General features: G+C 66.1%; 16 protein-coding genes. 11 read left to right on the top strand and 5 right to left on the bottom strand.

The window, feature by feature from the left end:
* Window positions 1-324: 324 nt before the first annotated feature.
* From DPM12_RS06555 to DPM12_RS06535, 6 genes are all read left to right on the top strand, one after another.
* Complete coding sequence (locus DPM12_RS06555; protein WP_112257451.1) at window positions 325-1,563, top strand: ATP-binding protein; 1,239 nt, start codon at window positions 325-327, stop codon at window positions 1,561-1,563.
* A gap of 89 nt (window positions 1,564-1,652) precedes the next feature.
* A complete protein-coding gene (locus DPM12_RS06550; RefSeq protein WP_112257450.1) occupies window positions 1,653-2,027 on the top strand; it encodes a DUF6414 family protein in 375 nt (124 codons plus the stop codon).
* On the top strand, window positions 1,946-2,923 hold the full coding sequence (locus DPM12_RS06545; RefSeq protein WP_425467566.1) for a DUF6414 family protein: 978 nt from the start codon (window positions 1,946-1,948) through the stop codon (window positions 2,921-2,923). Before DPM12_RS06550 ends, DPM12_RS06545 begins: the two co-directional genes overlap by 82 nt.
* A gap of 601 nt (window positions 2,924-3,524) precedes the next feature.
* On the top strand, window positions 3,525-3,659 hold the full coding sequence (locus DPM12_RS24075; protein WP_281269631.1) for a hypothetical protein: 135 nt from the start codon (window positions 3,525-3,527) through the stop codon (window positions 3,657-3,659).
* 84 nt (window positions 3,660-3,743) lie between these two features.
* Complete coding sequence (locus tag DPM12_RS06540) at window positions 3,744-4,265, top strand: ferritin family protein (RefSeq protein ID WP_112257448.1); 522 nt, start codon at window positions 3,744-3,746, stop codon at window positions 4,263-4,265.
* A gap of 47 nt (window positions 4,266-4,312) precedes the next feature.
* Window positions 4,313-5,224, top strand: coding sequence for an aminoglycoside phosphotransferase family protein (locus tag DPM12_RS06535; protein ID WP_112257447.1), 912 nt, complete (start codon window positions 4,313-4,315; stop codon window positions 5,222-5,224).
* Between the two features lie 226 nt (window positions 5,225-5,450).
* On the opposite strand, the gene DPM12_RS06530 is transcribed toward DPM12_RS06535, so the two are convergent.
* Together DPM12_RS06530 and DPM12_RS06525 are read right to left on the bottom strand one after the other, a co-directional pair.
* Window positions 5,451-7,085 carry a M20/M25/M40 family metallo-hydrolase gene (locus tag DPM12_RS06530; RefSeq protein ID WP_112257529.1) on the bottom strand — a complete coding sequence of 545 codons (1,635 nt, stop codon included), beginning with the start codon at window positions 7,083-7,085 and terminating at the stop codon, window positions 5,451-5,453.
* Window positions 7,086-7,271: 186 nt separating this feature from the next.
* Window positions 7,272-8,270 carry an SDR family NAD(P)-dependent oxidoreductase gene (locus DPM12_RS06525; RefSeq protein ID WP_112257446.1) on the bottom strand — a complete coding sequence of 333 codons (999 nt, stop codon included), beginning with the start codon at window positions 8,268-8,270 and terminating at the stop codon, window positions 7,272-7,274.
* Window positions 8,271-8,676: 406 nt separating this feature from the next.
* Here DPM12_RS06525 and DPM12_RS06515 point away from each other — a divergent pair, with 406 nt between their 5' ends.
* The 3 genes from DPM12_RS06515 to DPM12_RS06505 all read left to right on the top strand — a co-directional run bounded on the left by DPM12_RS06515 (window position 8,677) and on the right by DPM12_RS06505 (window position 10,247).
* Window positions 8,677-9,324, top strand: a complete 648-nt coding sequence (locus tag DPM12_RS06515; RefSeq protein WP_112257444.1) for a TetR/AcrR family transcriptional regulator — start codon at window positions 8,677-8,679, stop codon at window positions 9,322-9,324.
* A 234-nt stretch (window positions 9,325-9,558) separates the two neighbouring features.
* On the top strand, window positions 9,559-9,891 hold the full coding sequence (locus tag DPM12_RS06510; RefSeq protein WP_123788460.1) for a CDP-alcohol phosphatidyltransferase family protein: 333 nt from the start codon (window positions 9,559-9,561) through the stop codon (window positions 9,889-9,891).
* Window positions 9,892-10,034: 143 nt separating this feature from the next.
* Complete coding sequence (locus DPM12_RS06505) at window positions 10,035-10,247, top strand: heavy-metal-associated domain-containing protein (protein WP_112257442.1); 213 nt, start codon at window positions 10,035-10,037, stop codon at window positions 10,245-10,247.
* An 88-nt stretch (window positions 10,248-10,335) separates the two neighbouring features.
* Here the strand turns inward: DPM12_RS06505 and DPM12_RS22775 are convergent, their stop codons facing one another.
* On the bottom strand, window positions 10,336-10,500 hold the full coding sequence (locus DPM12_RS22775) for a type II toxin-antitoxin system VapC family toxin (protein ID WP_123788461.1): 165 nt from the start codon (window positions 10,498-10,500) through the stop codon (window positions 10,336-10,338).
* 197 nt (window positions 10,501-10,697) lie between these two features.
* Window positions 10,698-11,159 (bottom strand): MarR family winged helix-turn-helix transcriptional regulator, encoded by a 462-nt coding sequence (locus DPM12_RS06500; RefSeq protein WP_112257441.1) that lies wholly within the window; start codon window positions 11,157-11,159, stop codon window positions 10,698-10,700.
* A gap of 75 nt (window positions 11,160-11,234) precedes the next feature.
* Between DPM12_RS06500 and DPM12_RS06495 the strand changes: the two genes are divergently transcribed.
* Entirely contained in the window at window positions 11,235-11,573 is a 339-nt protein-coding gene (locus DPM12_RS06495) for a Dabb family protein (protein ID WP_112257528.1), read from the top strand.
* 98 nt (window positions 11,574-11,671) lie between these two features.
* Here DPM12_RS06495 and DPM12_RS06490 read toward each other — a convergent pair whose 3' ends face one another.
* Entirely contained in the window at window positions 11,672-12,706 is a 1,035-nt protein-coding gene (locus DPM12_RS06490) for a LacI family DNA-binding transcriptional regulator (protein WP_211658540.1), read from the bottom strand.
* Window positions 12,707-13,123: 417 nt separating this feature from the next.
* Between DPM12_RS06490 and DPM12_RS06485 the strand changes: the two genes are divergently transcribed.
* Window positions 13,124-16,183, top strand: a complete 3,060-nt coding sequence (locus DPM12_RS06485) for a glycoside hydrolase family 3 protein (protein WP_112257439.1) — start codon at window positions 13,124-13,126, stop codon at window positions 16,181-16,183.
* Window positions 16,184-16,236 lie beyond the last annotated feature (53 nt).

Raw genomic sequence — 16,236 nt, 5'->3', positions numbered from 1 at the left:
GTCGGATCACTGGTGGAGCTCACGACTCCAGCCTCGTCCGGTCGTTCGTCGATGAGGTTCGTTGGGCGGCCTCGAGGCTCATCGTGTCGCTAGCGCCTAACCCTGGTCAGCGCGACAACGAGCGCGGCCGAACCTGGGATGAGCTGGGCTTTGGAATCACCACGTGGTGAACTGCGACACGACCACAGCCTCGTGACCGGCGGTCACTCGGTCTTACTCGTACAACGGCGGTAGATTCACGACGCGTGCAGACGGGTTCGTCGCGCGATTCCTGCACAATGGTCCGTGACCAGCGAGGACCCGAGACGCCGAGACGAGGTATGGATGAACGACTACGACAACGAGGATGAGGTCGAGGTCGAGGTCGTCGAAGGCCGGTTCGCACGCGTCCTCCATACCTCGGACTCGCCGCCGACCGTGTACTTCAAGCTGGGCGACGGAACCGTCGGCCACGCCACCAGCAACCAGCCGATCGCGTTCGAGACCGGTTCCGTCGTGTTCGTCTCCGACTCGTCGATGCGGTCAGCTCCGGACGATCTATGGAACCCCGAGCCCCAGATCGCGGTCGTCCGCCTCAAGCTTGACGACATCACGATCGTGGACACTGGCGGCCGATGGATCGAAGTTCCCACCGTCGACACCGTCGAGTACGGGCGCGGCAACACGGTGCACGTCACCAAGGAGGACGGAGTTCTGCGGAAACTCGACGACGAGCCTCTGCGCTTCATCGAGTTTCCGGACCTCACCGACGAGGTCGTCACGAAGTTCAAGATCCCCGCGCCCAAGGAATCATTCGACAACCTCGGCGGTCTCGACGACGTCATTGAACGGGCGAAGGAGCTGATCGAGGTTCCGTTGGAGTACGGCAATGTCCTAGAGAAGATCGGAGCTCGGCCGATCCGTGGCGTCCTGTTAACGGGCCCGTCGGGAACCGGCAAGACTCTGTTCGCCCGCATCATGGCGGCACAGAGCGGTGCTACCTTCTACTTGATCAATGGGCCCGAGATCATGAGCAAGTGGTACGGGCAGAGCGAAGAGCTGCTCCGCATGATCTTCGCCGACGCCCGCAAGCAGCGATCCATCGTGTTTTTTGACGAGATCGACAGCGTCGCGGGACAGCGGACGGATACGGCAAACGAGGCATCGAACCGGATCGTTGCCACGTTGCTCACGGAACTCGACGGGTTCAGCGCCGGGGAGCACGAGCTGATGGTGCTCGCGACCACGAATAGACCCGAGGACGTCGACGAGGCCATCCGACGACCGGGACGGTTTGATTGGCAGATCCACTTCTCGCTGCCGGATTTGGCGGGCCGCACCGACATCCTCCGCAAAACGATGAAAGGCAAGCGGGCAGCGGATGATCTGCCGCTGGAGGCGATTGCGACCCAATCGGAAGGGTGGAGCGGCGCGGAGCTCAACAGCATCTGGACCGAAGCTGCGCTGTTGGCGGTGCAGGACGGGCGCGAGCAGATCGAGATCGAGGACTTCTTCGGCGGTTGGGAGCGCGCCGTTGCACAGCGGGCCGTGCGCGCCCAGACGACGCGACGGGGTGGACAGTGACAAGGTTGGGGAACTGGTTCCGCCGTCAGGTGCGGCGCTGGCGGTGGCGGAAGGATGCGAGGGAATCCGCGGATGTAATCCGAGAGTTCGTGTACCTCGACGAGGTGAGCGTGTTCAGCCTGCTCGCATCCAAGGACGGGATGATAGCCACCGAGGTCACCGATACCCACGCGTCCACGCTCATGGCCGAGACATCGGGCTCGTACAGCGCGTCGGCTGGGGTCGCCAAGGCGGGTGGTACCGCCAAATCGCATGCGTCGGACACCCGCACGACGCAGGTGCTGCGCAAGGCCATCATCCAGTCGACATTCAGGGATCTGTACCGAAGGGTCCGCGACACGCTCGTGATCGCGCCCACACTGGCCGGAGATCCAGCCCCGGCGTGCAGTGCGGTCGAGGAATTCAAACCCGATGGGCCCGCGGGTGGATCCTGGATCCGTCGACCCTGCGGCGCGGCCATCTGATCGAGCTCACGGTTGAGCTCGAAGCTGAGCCGCTGTTCCAGGCCCGCACGGTCGTGAGGACGTTCTTCGACCTCTTCGAGCAGGACCAGGCGACCTTCGGTATCCCGGACATGGCCGGGCTCAAGGACGCCGCCGTGCTCAGTCGGATGATCGAGAAGCTTGGAGCCGGGCTCGTGCCCTTGCGGGCGAAGGCCCGGGACTACGTCGTCGTCACGAAGGACGACGGAACCGAGCTGATCGTGCATCGAGATGTCGTCGCGAACCTCGGGCCGACAGTCAAGGCTACGCCGCTGTACCTGGTGGGTGTCGCCGAGGAGACGCTGTTCTGGAAAGACATCCGCAGCGTCGTGTTTGCGCGCTCCGAATTCCAGGTCCTCGCCCGTGTCCTCCGACCCGATCTTCAGACCAAGTGGACTCCGCTCAAGCTCGTCGACGTCCTCGCACGTGTTGCACCCCAGTTCCACGATGTGCTGGAGATGATGAATAACATGGTGCTGGACACGATGGCGCAGAGGGCAGCGTCGACTGACAGCTCGGACAAGGTCCGGCTCGTGCTTCGCGAGTACGCGGAACTGATCGCCGAGGAGTTGAACGTCTACCTCGATCCCGCTGACCCCGGCCTCATGCCGCTGCTAGAACCGCCGGACGGGCTGCAGCAAGGATCAACGGTGAAGCAGTGGCGACTGGCGATGGAACCAGTCGCTAACCACGTTGCGACCGTTGCCGGCAAGACCGTAGACGCGCAAGTCGCTGCCAGGCTCCGGGTGCTAGCGCAGATGAAGCACGGTCTCAGCGCCATCGACACCCGCCCGGGAACAGATCTGTCCTCCATGTCGACGGAGACCAAGGACAAGGGCTACCTGCTCGACACCGAGATCATCGCTATCTATTGGTAGGCACGGCTGCCCACAGTTTGGCGGTGAGGTAACCGTTGGCAAGTTGACATTGCCGAGGCGTCAGATTTGAAGAATCAAAGAAGAAGCGCTGGGGGATAAGTAGCAGCGTCCGGGTCATCTGCGATCTGCACTTCGAGGACTACCGACCGAGGTGTTACTACGCTCACACCTCGGCGGTGATGGAAGATCCGCACAGGCTGGGCGGGCGCAACAACCCCATCGCAGACGCTCTTGTCAGCAGCGACGCCGGCAAGGCCGTGCCGACCGTGGGGTGTTCGTGGCTGCGAACTCCTCTTCGAGGCGAGCGACCTCGCGCGGGGGCGTTTACCCGGATTGCGCGGCACGCTGCTGGCGACTTACCGGTGGCCGGCTGATTTTGCACCTCGCCGACGAGACGAGGGACCCGCCGGAACTCATCGCCTAACGCCTAACGTCCGAATCTGTGGCACGGGGTGTGGCACGAATTCATGATCATATAGTGATTTCAGGGCCTCATGAGGATCGCTGTGTGGGCAAAATCGCAGGTAGAGGCCATGTCTGTTCTCGTGATCTCTCCTCGTAAGGCGGCGACTCCCCGATCAAGCGAGGCTAGGCTGACGGCGTGACGTTCGACAGGTGGCTCACCTACTTCCGCGACAACCCCGCCAGGCACGAAGCGATCGAGGCACGAATCGACTGGGACTCCGCCGCCACGGTGAGCCAGCGCTCCAGACGGGCGTTCATCCGTTCGTTCTAGCGTTTCGAGCTCGGAGAGAGCGGGGACGGCGAACGTCTGCTGGCCAAGGCCGAGCAGGCGGGCGACCCGGTTTACCTGGCCGCCTTGCACCTGCTCGTCGACGAGGAGCAAAAACACTCCGCGCTGTTTCGGCGCGGCCTCGAGCATCTCGGAGCGTCGCCGCTCGACTCACATTGGTCAGACGAGGCGTTCACGAGGCTGCGCCGCGCGCTGGGCCTGCGCACGGAGCTCGCGCTGTTCCTGATAGCCGAGTCGGTTGCCATGCCGTACTTCGCGGCGCTGGCAGATTCCGCTCCCGATCCCGTACTGCGCTTGATCGGACTGCGCATTGCCACGGACGAGCGCAATCACATCCGGTTCCAGATCGACGGCCTCCGGGAGAGTTTGCGTCGCACACCTAGACTCCTGCGAACGATGATCGTCGTCGCATGGTGGCCGATCGCTGTGGGCGCGGCCGCGGTGATCCTGGTGGACCACGGCGCGGCGCTTCGATCGTGCGGGCTGAGCCCGATCACCTACTGGCGAGCCGCTGTGAGGCAGTTCCGGGACGCCGTTCGGGGTGTGCTCAGATCTGCGCGCCATCCGCCGCTAGGCCCGTTGACCTAGCCGAAATTGGCTTGAGCGGCCTCGTTCGCAGCAACCATGATGTTCGGATGCTCGACGGTGTGCGCAGGGATGGACGCGCCGGGATCGACGCTTCTCTTGTGAAGCGGTTGGTCGGCGCGCAGTTTCCGCAGTGGCGTCACCTTCCGGTGACACCGGTCGAGGTGGACGGATGGGACAACCGGACCTACCACCTCGGTGACGATATGAGTGTGCGCCTGCCCACGCACGAGTCCTACGAGCCGGCCGTCGACAAGGAACACCGCTGGCTGTCGGTCCTGGCGCCGGAGTTGCCCGTACCCATTCCCGTTCCGCTGGCCAAGGGAGTGCCCGATGAGGGCTATCCCTTCGAGTGGTCGATCCGGCCGTGGCTGGACGGTGAGACCGCGAGTTACGAGCGCATCGATGACCTGTCCGCCTTTGCCGTGTCGGTCGCGGAGTTCATCCGAGCACTGCAGCGGATCGACGCCAGCAGCGGCCCGCAGGCGGGTGCGCACAGCTTCTACCGTGGTGCGTCGCTCGTGCACTACGACGACGAGACTCGTCGATCGCTCGACGTGTTGGACGGCATGGTCGACACCGACCGAGCTTCGGCAGTCTGGGAGACTGCGCTCGACGCCACGTGGCACGGCGACCCGGTATGGTTCCACGGCGACATAGCTCACGGAAATTTGCTGGTCAAGGACGGCGCCTTGGCCGCAGTCATCGATTTCGGCACGGCTGGCGTCGGCGATCCCGCGTGCGATCTGGTGATCGCCTGGACCCTGTTCTACGGTGCGAGTCGGCAGGCCTTCCGCTACGCCGTCGACCAGGACGAGGCGACGTGGGCGCGCGCACGGGGCTGGGCTCTGTGGAAGGCTCTGCTCACGCTGGCCGAGAACGTGAGTACGGACAACGAGCTGGCAAGCCGCAACCATCGCGTCATCGACGAGATCCTCGCGGATCACGATCGCACCGGCTGACACCGATGCGGCTCCTCTCGCTCGGCCTTCCGGGCTTCCGGTGAGTGACTTTGATGCCGAAACGTGCATTTATTCGCGGATCGGGCGGTGTTTTCGCACGTCTGGGTATCGAAGTCGGCACGGTGCGGGGATGAACAGGCGCGGGCAGGCGCGAGGATGGGGGTGGGCCGGCCCCTCGGGGACCGGCCCACCGTCGCACGAGTGGCGGGCATCCACTGCCGGCGTGCTACATGTCGGCACCACCCCGATCGAGTTCGGCGCCACCATCGGTGGAGCCGAACGTGCCCTCCGGCCCGGCCGGATCGGGCAGCTCTCTGGGTAGCCCGGGCACCTGCCTACCGGGGACGCCGTTGACCGACTCTGTCGAGTAGGCGAACGTCAGCTGCGCGAACGCGATCAGGTCGCTGTTGACCTCCAGCGCGTGCGGGTGCACGTTGCCGAACGTGTCGCAGGCCTCGTGGTAGCACTGGTCGAACTGCTCGCCGGCCGTGCCGCCCCAGATCGCCTCCTGCTCGGGCGTCTTGACGACCTCCGCTCCGGTGAACAGGCCGCCGGACGGGATGCCGTTCTCGATGAACGCCTGGTAGTCGCTGCGCCCGGAGAACTCGGCATCGTCGTACGGCTCGTCGATCCAGGTGTAGTACGACTCGTACAGATCCTCGATCGCTTCCGATCCTTCCGGCACCGGGACTGGGGCCTCGAAGGTGGACTGGTCGGCGTCGTAGGTCATCTGCACGTGGTTGGGCGAGCCCACCATGTCGTAGTTCAGATACATCGCGATCCGGTCGAGCTCCTCTTGAGGCAGCTCGTCGATGTAGGCGGTCGAGCCGATGAGGCCCCGCTCCTCGGCGCCCCACCAGGCAAAGCGCAGCGTGTTGTGCGGCCGGATCTTGGCCATCTCCAGCGCCGTTTCCAGGATCGCCGCCGACCCGGAGGTGTTGTCGTTGATGCCCGGCCCGTCGGTCACGCTGTCGAGATGAGCTCCGGCCATGACGACGTTGTCGGGATTCCTCCCGGGCAGTTCGGCGATGACGTTGACGTCGGTGCGGGTTTCGGGCTCGACGACGTGCACGCGAGCGGTCGAGCCGGGCTGGGCGAGCTCCACGCCGTTGCCGAAGCTGGCCCCGACGACCGGGATACCGACATCGGCGTCCCCGAGCGTCCCGACGATCAAGCCCTCGCGGGTCGGGTCGTTACCCTGGTTGAAGATGACGACGGCCTCGGCGCCGGCCGCCTCGGCGTGCAGCGCCTTGGTGGCGAACGTGCACGCTCCTCGCTGGATCAATGCGATGTCGGAGGGGCCGCTGAAGTCGAGCCCGTCGAAGTCCGATGCTTCGCAGCCGCTGGTCGAATCGCGCGGCGGTTCGAGGGCCAGGTCGACGGGGATGACGTCTCCGGTGACATCGCCGGCGCCGCTGCCGGTGAACGCGCCGGTCTCGTAGTCGCCCTCCACGGGAGCCAGCTGTTCGAGCACCGCTGGGAAGATGAAGTCGAACTCGAACTCGTCCAGTGTCACCTCGTAGCCGGCGTCTTCGAGGAGCTCCGCCACGTACGTGACGCTGTCGGCGTATCCCTGGGTGCCGGCTGCCCGAGTGCCCGGGTAGTGCGGGTCGTCGTTGTTGTCGGCGATCTTCTGGAACTGCTCCTGATGCTCGCGGACGTCATCGAGCGTCACGCATTGGAGCAGCTTGCGGTACGTGTTGTTGGTGCGATCGGCGCACCTGGTGTCGGATGGCTCCGCCGACGCGGGCGTGGTGGACGCGGGCGCTGACGCCAGCATCGTCCCGACGAGCCCCAATCCGGCCGCGGCAGCAAGTGCCGCGGCCGGATGCCGGGACCGTCGAGTCGCACAAACAGTCATGGCGACCTCCTTGTCGCATCGTTCGGCCGTGACCGACGTCACGGAACGAGGACAGAACGGACTTACCGTAGCCGTGGAACGAAGCGAGCGTAAGGGGCCGAAGGATTATCGAAATGCTGGCAGAACCGCCGATGTTGTGCTGCCAGTGGTAGGCTGTCGGCTAGCCGGCGGCAGTGTTTGTGGGCGTTATGCCTTGAGCAGCTGTTCGCTCAGTTCCCAGAGTCGTTGGGCGGATAGCGGGTCGATGGCATGCGGCATGACGTCGGACGTGATGATCTCTTCGGTACCGAAGTTGATGGCCGCCGGGCCGTCCGCCAGCGGTGAGATGTCGTTGTCCTTCAGGTAGACGCCACCGATTTCGGCTAGCAGCGGGCTGGTCGCCGCGAACACGGTGGTGCTTGCGCCCTGTTGCGGTGTCTTCTTCTCGCGGTCGGGGTCGATGACCGGTTGACCAGACTCGTCGATCAGTCCCATGGCCGCTTCCATGGCCCGCTTTTGATCCTCGGGCAGCGAGCGCCCCAAACTGGTGCTGATGACTACGCCTGGGTGGACGGCGTAGCCGCGGATTCCTTTCTCGGCCCATCGCCGATCCAACTCGACGGCAAACAGGACATTGGCGGTCTTGGACTGGCCGTAGGCGAGCATGCCGTCATAGCCGGTCGTGAAATGCGGGTCGTCCCAGCGGATGTCGGAGAGCTGGTGGCCACCGGATGACACGTTGACGACTCGGGCGCCGTGCGCGGCATGCAGTGCGGGCGCCAGGCCCAGGGTCAGCTGGAAATGGCCGAGATGGTTGGTCGCGAATTGTGATTCGTAGCTGCGCGCATCTCGAACGAGCTCGCCGCCCCCGATGCCGGCGTTGTTGACCAGGATGTGGAGCGGCCGACCGGAGTCGAGGTAGCTGGCAACGAAGGTGTCGATGGACGCCGGGTCAAGGAGGTCCAGCTGGTCGATGTCGACGCGCTCGATCCCGGTCAGTGCGCCTGCTGCCCGGTCCGGGTTGCGGGCGCCTACGGTAATGGACGCGCCGGCCTTGCTGAGCGCTCGGGTGGCCTCCAGGCCGAGACCGGAGCTACCGCCGGTGACGATGACATTTTTGCCGGTCAGGTCGATGCCCTCGAGGACCTCGTCGGCCGTCGACGCGGCGGTGAATCCGGTTCCGATGGGATGTTGCTTGTGTGCCATGCGATTAGTCCCTAGTGGTGGTGCTGTTCTGGCTGGAATGCGGCCGGGGCGGCAGTGTGCCCGGGAGACCCGAGGTCCAGGGGAGCTCAGGCGGCGGAGGTCCCGAGCGGTTGAGGGCCGGGGAAACGTAGGCAGCCCCGTCGCGCGGGCCGAGGTCGGAACCGTGCGGGGCTCGACACCATCGCACCCATGCCGTAGCGCTGGGCGACGGGCAGCACCTCGGCGCCAAGAGCGTAGGGCCTGACCTTGATGCCGGTGCGGCCGAGGGCGCGGTACTGCATGCGGTTTCTCCTGAGGTAGTGGTGGAGGCGTGTGAACGCACTGTCGATGCCGTATCGTGGATTAAACGGAACGCTCTTCCAGAAATATACGGAACGACGTTCCGGAAAGCAAGCGAAGGAGAGGCGTGGAAGAGAACACAGCGTCGACCGAGGTCGAATCGTCCGGCTCGGCGGGTCCGCGTGAACCCGAACGCGCACGGCGCCGGTTGCGCGCTGACGCGCAACGCAACATTGACTCCTTGCTTGAAGCAGCGAAGGCCATCTTCGGCACGTCAGGCGTGGACGCGCCCGCGAGGGAGATCGCCGATCAGGCCGGCGTCGGAGTCGGAACGCTGTACCGGCACTTCCCGAAGCGCTCGGACCTGGTCAAGGCCGTCTTCCAGCGTGAGGTGGATGCCTGCGCCGACGCGGCCCCGGCGCTCGCCGCGGCACACGTGCCGGGAGTGGCGCTCGAGAAGTGGCTCTACCGGTACGCCGAGTTTCTCGCGGCCAAACGAGGGCTCGCATCAGCACTTCACTCGGGTGATCCGGCGTTCGATGCCTTGCCCGGATACTTCAAGCAACGACTTGAACCCGCCGTGCGGTCACTGCTCGAAGCCGCCACAACGAGCGGAGAAATTCGCGCTGACATCAGCCCGAACGATCTCCTGCACGCCGTCGCCAGCCTGTGCCGTCCCGTCGCGGACGACGGAGTCGCATACAGCCAGCGCATGATCGGGCTCATCGTCGATGGATTGCGCTACGGCGCCGAAACGAGCCGGCCTCGCTCCTGAGGTCGTGGGAAGCAGCACAAGCACGTCCCCGTGCCGCCGCCCAGGTCACGGCAGTACATGCCGCGCTGGCGGCGCTGCGCGATCGACGAGGTCAGGGTCCGGGCGCTCGTTGGATCACGGTGAGCTGGGTTCTGTCGATGACGCATCTCGGCATGCTTGAGTCGAAACGATCGTTGGGCGTGGCCGATCTCGTGACGCTGCTGCGGGCGAATCTGCCCGTCATCGCCGGGGGAGATGCACGCTGCCGTAGCAGCGGCGGCACTGGTCAGTGACGTGGTGGACGATCGCCTCGCGCGTCGGCTCGGGACGGTAACGCCCTTCGGCCGGGATGCCGACTCCCTCGCGGATGCCGCGTTCTGGATCTGGTTCGTGCTGCGTCATGAGCCGAATCGGCACGTGCGCGTGCTCGCGCTCGGCGCGTGGGCTGTCCCGGTTGTCGTCGTAACGGCCACCAGTATCGTTCGCGGGCGTATAATAGATACACCACGTCCAGTGCTGACGAGGCCTGCGGCGGCGATGCAGGCGGTGCTGACCGTCCGCGCGATGGCACCCTCCCGGCGGGATTGAATCCGGGGCCTCGCGCACGGCCCGCGGCACATACGCGATGCCTGCCCGCGAGCCGGAGCAAGGACTTGACCTTCCAGCGGCTGGAAGCCGAATCGTGGTTATAGGGCCGGCTGTCGACGGCCGGCACCAGCGCAGGAAGGACGATGGAAATGACACTCGAGACGACGTTGAAGATCACCGGGATGCATTGCCAGAGCTGCGCTCAGCGTCTGAGCCAGAGGTTGGAGCGCCGCGACGGTGTGATCAAGGCAGACGTGGATGTGGCGGGCACGGCGAAGGTCCGCTACGACGAGAATCGCGTCAACGCCGAGCAGCTCGGCCAGGTCGTGTGCACGGCCGGGTTCGAACTCGTCTGATGCTCCGGGTCCCGGAGCGCGAGGACGAGAACGCGTCCACGTCGACAGATCCGGCTGCCGTGCCGCGCCGGGGCGCCGTCGCCGTCGATCAGTGCCCGGCTCGGAACACTTCGATCCCGCATCGCGGTCCGGGCGCCTCGGCCATGCGCTGGTCTGCGGTAAGCACCGTGGCCTGGAGCAGTTCTGCCAGGGCTACGTAGGCGGCGTCGTACACGGTGAGCGTGTCGCGTAGTTCCCAGCATCGTGGCGGCAAGGAGCGATGCGATGCGCGGCTGATAGGCAGGGCATCCAGGTCGGCGAGGGCCAGTTCGGCTCGACGGGTTATCGAGAGTTCCGTTGGCGTGTTGGCGTCGTAAAACTGAGCCCACTTCGATGTCCAGACGTGCGGGAAATCCGTCGAATCGGCGAATACGCGCTTGTCTCAACATCGAAGTGGCGACGTGGGCCGGATCAGCGTGCAGGATCGTCGCCGCCTTCCTCGTCGAACGCGGCGAGTAGCTGCCGCACGACGCGGCGGGCATCGTGGAGGTCGTCCGGGCTCAGCCCGGTGCGGTCGAGTAATGCCGTGCGCGACGCCTCCGACTGCCGGAACAGCTCTTCCATGACGTGTTTGCCCTGCTCGGTGAGGGCGACGAGCGATGAGCGCTCGTGATCCGGGTTGGGCTGCAACGAGACGAGCCCGGCGTCGGTGAGATCGTTGACGATTCGCTGCACGCTCTGCCGTGTCAGCCCGAGCCGCCGGGCGATCGTGGGGACGTTGAGCGCGTCCTCCGACACGACGCTCATCACGTGCCAGCGGGCCGCCGTCTGACCAAGGGATCGAGCAATCTGCTCGCTGGTCTCGCGCGAGCGGCCGGCGAGTTCGAAGACGTCGGCGATGAGTAGCCGGTACGCCTCCAACCGTTCGTTCATGACGACCCCTAACTTGACAGTACATTGTCATAATGACAGTATACTACCAAAATGCTGAATGATTCGAGGAGCATCATGATCTTCCGCTTCTGGCACGGCTGGACATCTCCCGACAACGCTGACGCCTACGAGCAGCTGGTGGACCAGAAAGTGGTGCCCAGCATCATCGAACGCGGCATTCCCGGTCTGCGGCACGTCGACATCCTGCGCCGGAGGAGCCAGGAACATGGAGACGAGGTCGAGTTCGTCACCGTCATGACGTTCGACGATTGGGCGGCCGTCGAAGCCTTCGCCGGGCCGGGTGGCACCACCTCCTTCGTTCCCGAGGCTGCCCGGGCATTACTGAGCAGCTTTGACGCGGATTCCCAGCACTACGAGCTGGTCGGCTCGCACGAGGCGCGGGCACCGCGGTAGACGACGAGTAAAGGCAACCTCTTGGGTCTGCGGAACGTCCAGACCCCGATCTGGGCCTCTGGACGTTCCGCAGACCCAAGAGGTCACGCTGACCAAGATCAGGAACGACGCGGGGGAGGGCCGGAGCTGCCGCCGACGACCAGCCGGCACGGCAAGAGTTCCTGGGTGGGAGGCGGCGGATCGTCGCCCTCGGCGTCGAGCTGGTCGAAGAGCATCTGCACACCCAGCCGGCCGAGCTCGGCGCTCGGCGGTTCGAATGTCGTCAGCTTGGGCCGCATCATTTCGGTCACCTGCGTCGACGAGACGATCGACACGAGCGAGAAGTCGTCGGGCACCGTCCATCCGATCTCGTCGAGCGCGTCGATGACGCCGACGACGGCGCGCTCGTTCATGACGACGAGCCCGGTGAGCTCGGGGCTGCCCGCCCGCAGCTCGTGAAAGGCGGCCCGGCCGGCGGGAGCGTTATCGTCACACAGCCGTTCGACATGCACGAGACCTGCCCCGGAGGCCGCGTGCCGGAAACCGTCGGCGGCGCGCACGGTCGGCCCGTAGCCGACGGAGAACGCCGACGGCGAGTGGTTGAGGAAGCCGACACAACGGTGCCCCAGGCCGGCCAGGTGGGCGATCGCGTCGCGTGTCGTCTGCTCGAAGTCGATATCCGCGTAGCTGATCGAGCCGGGCTCGCGTGGCCGGCCGATCATGCTGAACGGGATGCCCGCCTGGGCGAGCAGCTCGACCCGCTCGTCGTCGAGCCGCACCTCCATGACGATAGCGCCGTCGATCAGGCCCTGGCCGGTGAGCTGTTCAAGGTCGTGGACGTTTCGCAGCTCGCTGGGGGAGAGGATCAAGTGGTACCCGCGTTCACGTGCCGCGTCGGCCGCACCGGTGGCGAACTCCATCTCGGTGACGCCCAAGCCCCGTTCCGGCGTAGGGAAGAGCAACGCCAGGATGTTGGTGCGCTTGCTGGCCAGGCCGCGAGCGAGGGCGTTCGGGCGGTAGCCGAGCTCTTCCATCGCCTGGAGAATGCGGCGCCGGGTGCCGTCCGATATCGCCCGGGTCCCGTTGAGCGCGTACGAGACCGTGCTCAGTGCGACGTCGGCGCGCTGGGCGACGTCGATCATCCTAGGCGGCACGGCGACCATCCCGACGGGTTGTCCGGCGCGGTGGGTCGAAGGACCTCGATCCACGGGGCGCTTCCCGGTGTCTGAACGTCAACGATCACTGCCCATACTACCTCCTGCACGACGTCGAGGTGCCTCCCCGTAGCGTGCCTCGCCACAGGTGCTGACCTGCGGTTACGGGGTAGCGGTGGCGCGTGCGGCGTCGTGCTGGTGCGCCCGGGGCGCGGAACGCGGTCTTGACCTGATCGACATCCTGTGTGAGATTCGAAGCGCTTCGATACCGCGGCTCAGCCGCTGCGTGAGCGCGGGCGTCGTTCCGTGCTCGTAACGCGGCTCAGCCGCTGCGCGAGTGCGGGCCTCGGCTCCGTGCTCGCCTGTCGCTGCCGGCCTCGGCCGGCTCCGGCCTCGATCGAGAGGAACGTGAAGCCGATGGGACCCATCTCGCCTCGACAGCCACATCGCACTGGATCGTCGCCGGCAGGTCGCCGACGGGGACCGGCCAGACTGCTCGGATTGCTGGCCGTGCCCTTCCTCGCCGTGGGCCTGTTGCAAGCTCCCGGTGCGAGTGCGCAGGACGGTCCGCCGGCCGGCTCCCAGGACAGTCCCCCGGATGAGAACTACCCGTTCCGGGATCCCGAGCTGGCCCTCGACGAGCGGATCGACGACCTGCTCGACCGGCTGACGCTGGACGAGAAGCTGTCGTTGCTGCATCAATCGCAGGCGGCCATACCGCGCCTGGACATCCCGTACTTCAAGGCCGGAACCGAAGCGCTGCACGGCGTCGCCTGGTCGAACGACGTGAACGGGGACTGGGAGCAGGTGCTCGCCACGGAGGCCACCGTGTTCCCGCAGGCCGTCGGCCTGGCCAGCACGTGGGACCCGGATCTGATCGAGAATGTCGGTTCCGCCGTCGGTGACGAGCTGCGCGCCTACAACTCGATCGATCCCGAGCTGTGGGGCCTGCAGACGTGGGCGCCGGTTGTGGACCTGCTGCGGGATCCGCGCTGGGGCCGCAACGAGGAGGGGTACTCGGAGGATCCGCTGCTGACCGGCGCGATCTCCACCGCGTACGGCCAGGGTCTGTCCGGTGACCATCCCGAATATTTGAAGGTCGCACCGGTCCTGAAGCACTACTACGGCTACAACAACGAGGTGGACCGCAGCCTGAACTCGTCGAACTTGCCGCCGCGGGTGAAGCGCGAGTATGCCCAGGCCGCCTTCGAGCCGGCGATCTCGGCCGACGCCGTGACCGGGGTGATGGCGTCGTACAACCTGGTCAACGGCCGCCCGACGCACGTCGACCCCAGCATCGACGAGGTGGTCCGGTCGTGGACCGACAGGGATCTGTACAACGTGAGCGATGCGTGGGGCCCGCGCGCGCTGGTCGAAGCGCAGGGCTACTTCGACGAGCACGACGAGGCGTATGCGGCGCTGCTCAAGGCGGGGCTGGACGGGTTCACCGTGGACGGCAGCGACGCCGGCCCGACGATCGAGTTCCTGAAGTCCGCTCTCGACAAGGGCTACCTGACGGTCGCCGACGTGGACGAGTCCGTGCGCAACGTGCTGTCGATCCGGTTCCGCCTGGGCGAGTTCGACCCGGACGGCGGTCCGTACGGGGACATCGGCGCAGAGGCGCTGGACCGGCCGGAGCACCGCGAGCTGAACCGGAAGGCCGCGGACGAGGCGCTGGTACTGCTCGACAACGCGAACGGCACCCTTCCGCTCGATCCCGGCACGACGAACGACGTGGCGGTGGTCGGGCCGCTGCACGACACGCTGTTCAGCGACTGGTACGGCGGCGAGATGCCATACGAGGTGACCGCGCTCGACGGCATCACCGAGCGGCTCGGCGACGATGCCGAGGTCACCGGTGTCGAGGCGCTGGACCGGGTGCGGTTGCAGGACACGGAGACGGGCCGGTACCTCACCGCCACCGGCACCGGCGCGGACGACAACGTCGTCGCGTCCGAGGACGAGCGCGCGGCGGCGTCGCAGTGGGACGTCAACGAGTGGATGGCCGATTATGCGACGCTGCGCAACGCGGACACCGGCACGTACCTCACGGGCGACGGGGGCGTGTACCACACCGCGTCTGACGAGCCGGGCGGCTGGTATGTCCAGCAGCAGTTCCGGATGGAGGAGCAGGACGACGGTACCTATCTGATCCAGTACGTGGGTTACGACACGAACGAGGACTGGTGGTGGATTCCCGAGCACTACCTGACGGTGAGCGCGGACGGCACCGTCGGCACGGGTTCGAAGGCCGACGCGGCGCGGTTCGAGCGTGAGGTCGTGAGCAGCGGCGTCGACGAGGCCGTGGCCGCGTCCGCCGACGCCGACGCCGCGGTGGTCGTCGTGGGCAGCCAGCCGTTCGTGTACGGCCGCGAGATTCACGACCGCGAGACCCTGGCGCTGGGCCGCAGCCAGCAGGAACTCGTCGAAGCGGTCACCCGGGCCAACCCGAACACCGTTGTCGTGCTGGAGACGAGCTATCCAACGACGGAGGTGGACGCGGAGACGCTGCTGTGGACCACTCACGCGGGCTCGGAAACCGGGAACGCCATCGCCGGGGCGCTCTTCGGGGACACCAACCCGGCAGGGCGGCTGACACAAACCTGGTACTCCGGCACCGAGGATCTGCCGAGCATCCTCGACTACGACATCATCAACAGCGACATGACATACATGTACTACGACGGCACGCCGCTCTACCCGTTCGGCCACGGGCTGTCCTACACCACGTTCGAATACTCCGACCTGACGACGAACGGGAAGGCCGCCGGCGGCAACGGGCGGATACGGGTCAGCGTCGACGTGACCAACACGGGCGACTACGCGGGCGATGAAGTCGTCCAGTTCTACACCTCGCAGCAGACCTCACGTGACGAGGTGGCGGACAAGAAGCTGCGCGATTTCGAGCGGGTCTCGCTCGAACCCGGCGAGACCACGACCGTCCAGTTCGAGCTGCGCGTGCCCGAGCTGGCCCACTGGGACGTGACCCGCGAGACGTGGGTCGTGGAGCGCTCGGACTACGACCTGCTGGTCGGCGCGTCGTCGGCGGACATCCGGCAGGAGGCGACGGTGCGGGTGCACGGGGAGACCATCCCGCCGCGCAACCTCACGAAGCTGACCAGGGCGAAGAATTTCGACGGTTACTCGGGTATCGAGCTGGTGGACGAGAGCAAGGAACGCGGGACAGCCGTCGAGGGCAGCGACGGCGCCTGGGTCGAGTTCGCCGACGCCAAGCTCGGCCGGCACGCTTCGGAGTTCCGGGCGCGGGTGGCCAAGGGGAGCGAGGGGACGGGATCGATCGAGATCCGGCTGGACTCGCCGACCGGACCCCTGGCGGGCACGGCCAGCGTCGAGAGTACCGGTGACGTGTACGAGTACGTGACGGTGAACGCGTCGCTATCGGATGCCAGCGGCACGCGCGACGTCTACCTCGTGTTCGACTCCGACGTGCGGCTGTCCACGTTCTCCATCGAATGACGACCATGGCCACCGGCGTCAGGACACCCGGGGTCATGCCCTGGGTGTCCTGA

The organism is Phytoactinopolyspora halophila (assembly GCF_003287285.1).
Taxonomy (GTDB): Bacteria; Actinomycetota; Actinomycetes; order Jiangellales; family Jiangellaceae; genus Phytoactinopolyspora_A; species Phytoactinopolyspora_A halophila.
Note: the sequence above shows the minus strand (reverse complement) of the source record. Positions and strands in the feature narration are given on the sequence as shown.

What these genes read in the sequence shown, in the direction of transcription:
- DPM12_RS06555 (WP_112257451.1), top strand. Translation starts at nt 325, where the DNA reads ATGAACGACTACGACAACGAGGATGAGGTCGAGGTCGAGGTCGTCGAA.
- DPM12_RS06535 (WP_112257447.1), top strand. Translation starts at nt 4,313, where the DNA reads ATGCTCGACGGTGTGCGCAGGGATGGACGCGCCGGGATCGACGCTTCT.
- DPM12_RS06530 (WP_112257529.1), bottom strand. Translation starts at nt 7,085, where the DNA reads ATGACTGTTTGTGCGACTCGACGGTCCCGGCATCCGGCCGCGGCACTT.
- DPM12_RS06525 (WP_112257446.1), bottom strand. Translation starts at nt 8,270, where the DNA reads ATGGCACACAAGCAACATCCCATCGGAACCGGATTCACCGCCGCGTCG.
- DPM12_RS06510 (WP_123788460.1), top strand. Translation starts at nt 9,559, where the DNA reads ATGCACGCTGCCGTAGCAGCGGCGGCACTGGTCAGTGACGTGGTGGAC.
- DPM12_RS06505 (WP_112257442.1), top strand. Translation starts at nt 10,035, where the DNA reads ATGGAAATGACACTCGAGACGACGTTGAAGATCACCGGGATGCATTGC.
- DPM12_RS06500 (WP_112257441.1), bottom strand. Translation starts at nt 11,159, where the DNA reads ATGAACGAACGGTTGGAGGCGTACCGGCTACTCATCGCCGACGTCTTC.
- DPM12_RS06495 (WP_112257528.1), top strand. Translation starts at nt 11,235, where the DNA reads ATGATCTTCCGCTTCTGGCACGGCTGGACATCTCCCGACAACGCTGAC.
- DPM12_RS06485 (WP_112257439.1), top strand. Translation starts at nt 13,124, where the DNA reads ATGGGACCCATCTCGCCTCGACAGCCACATCGCACTGGATCGTCGCCG.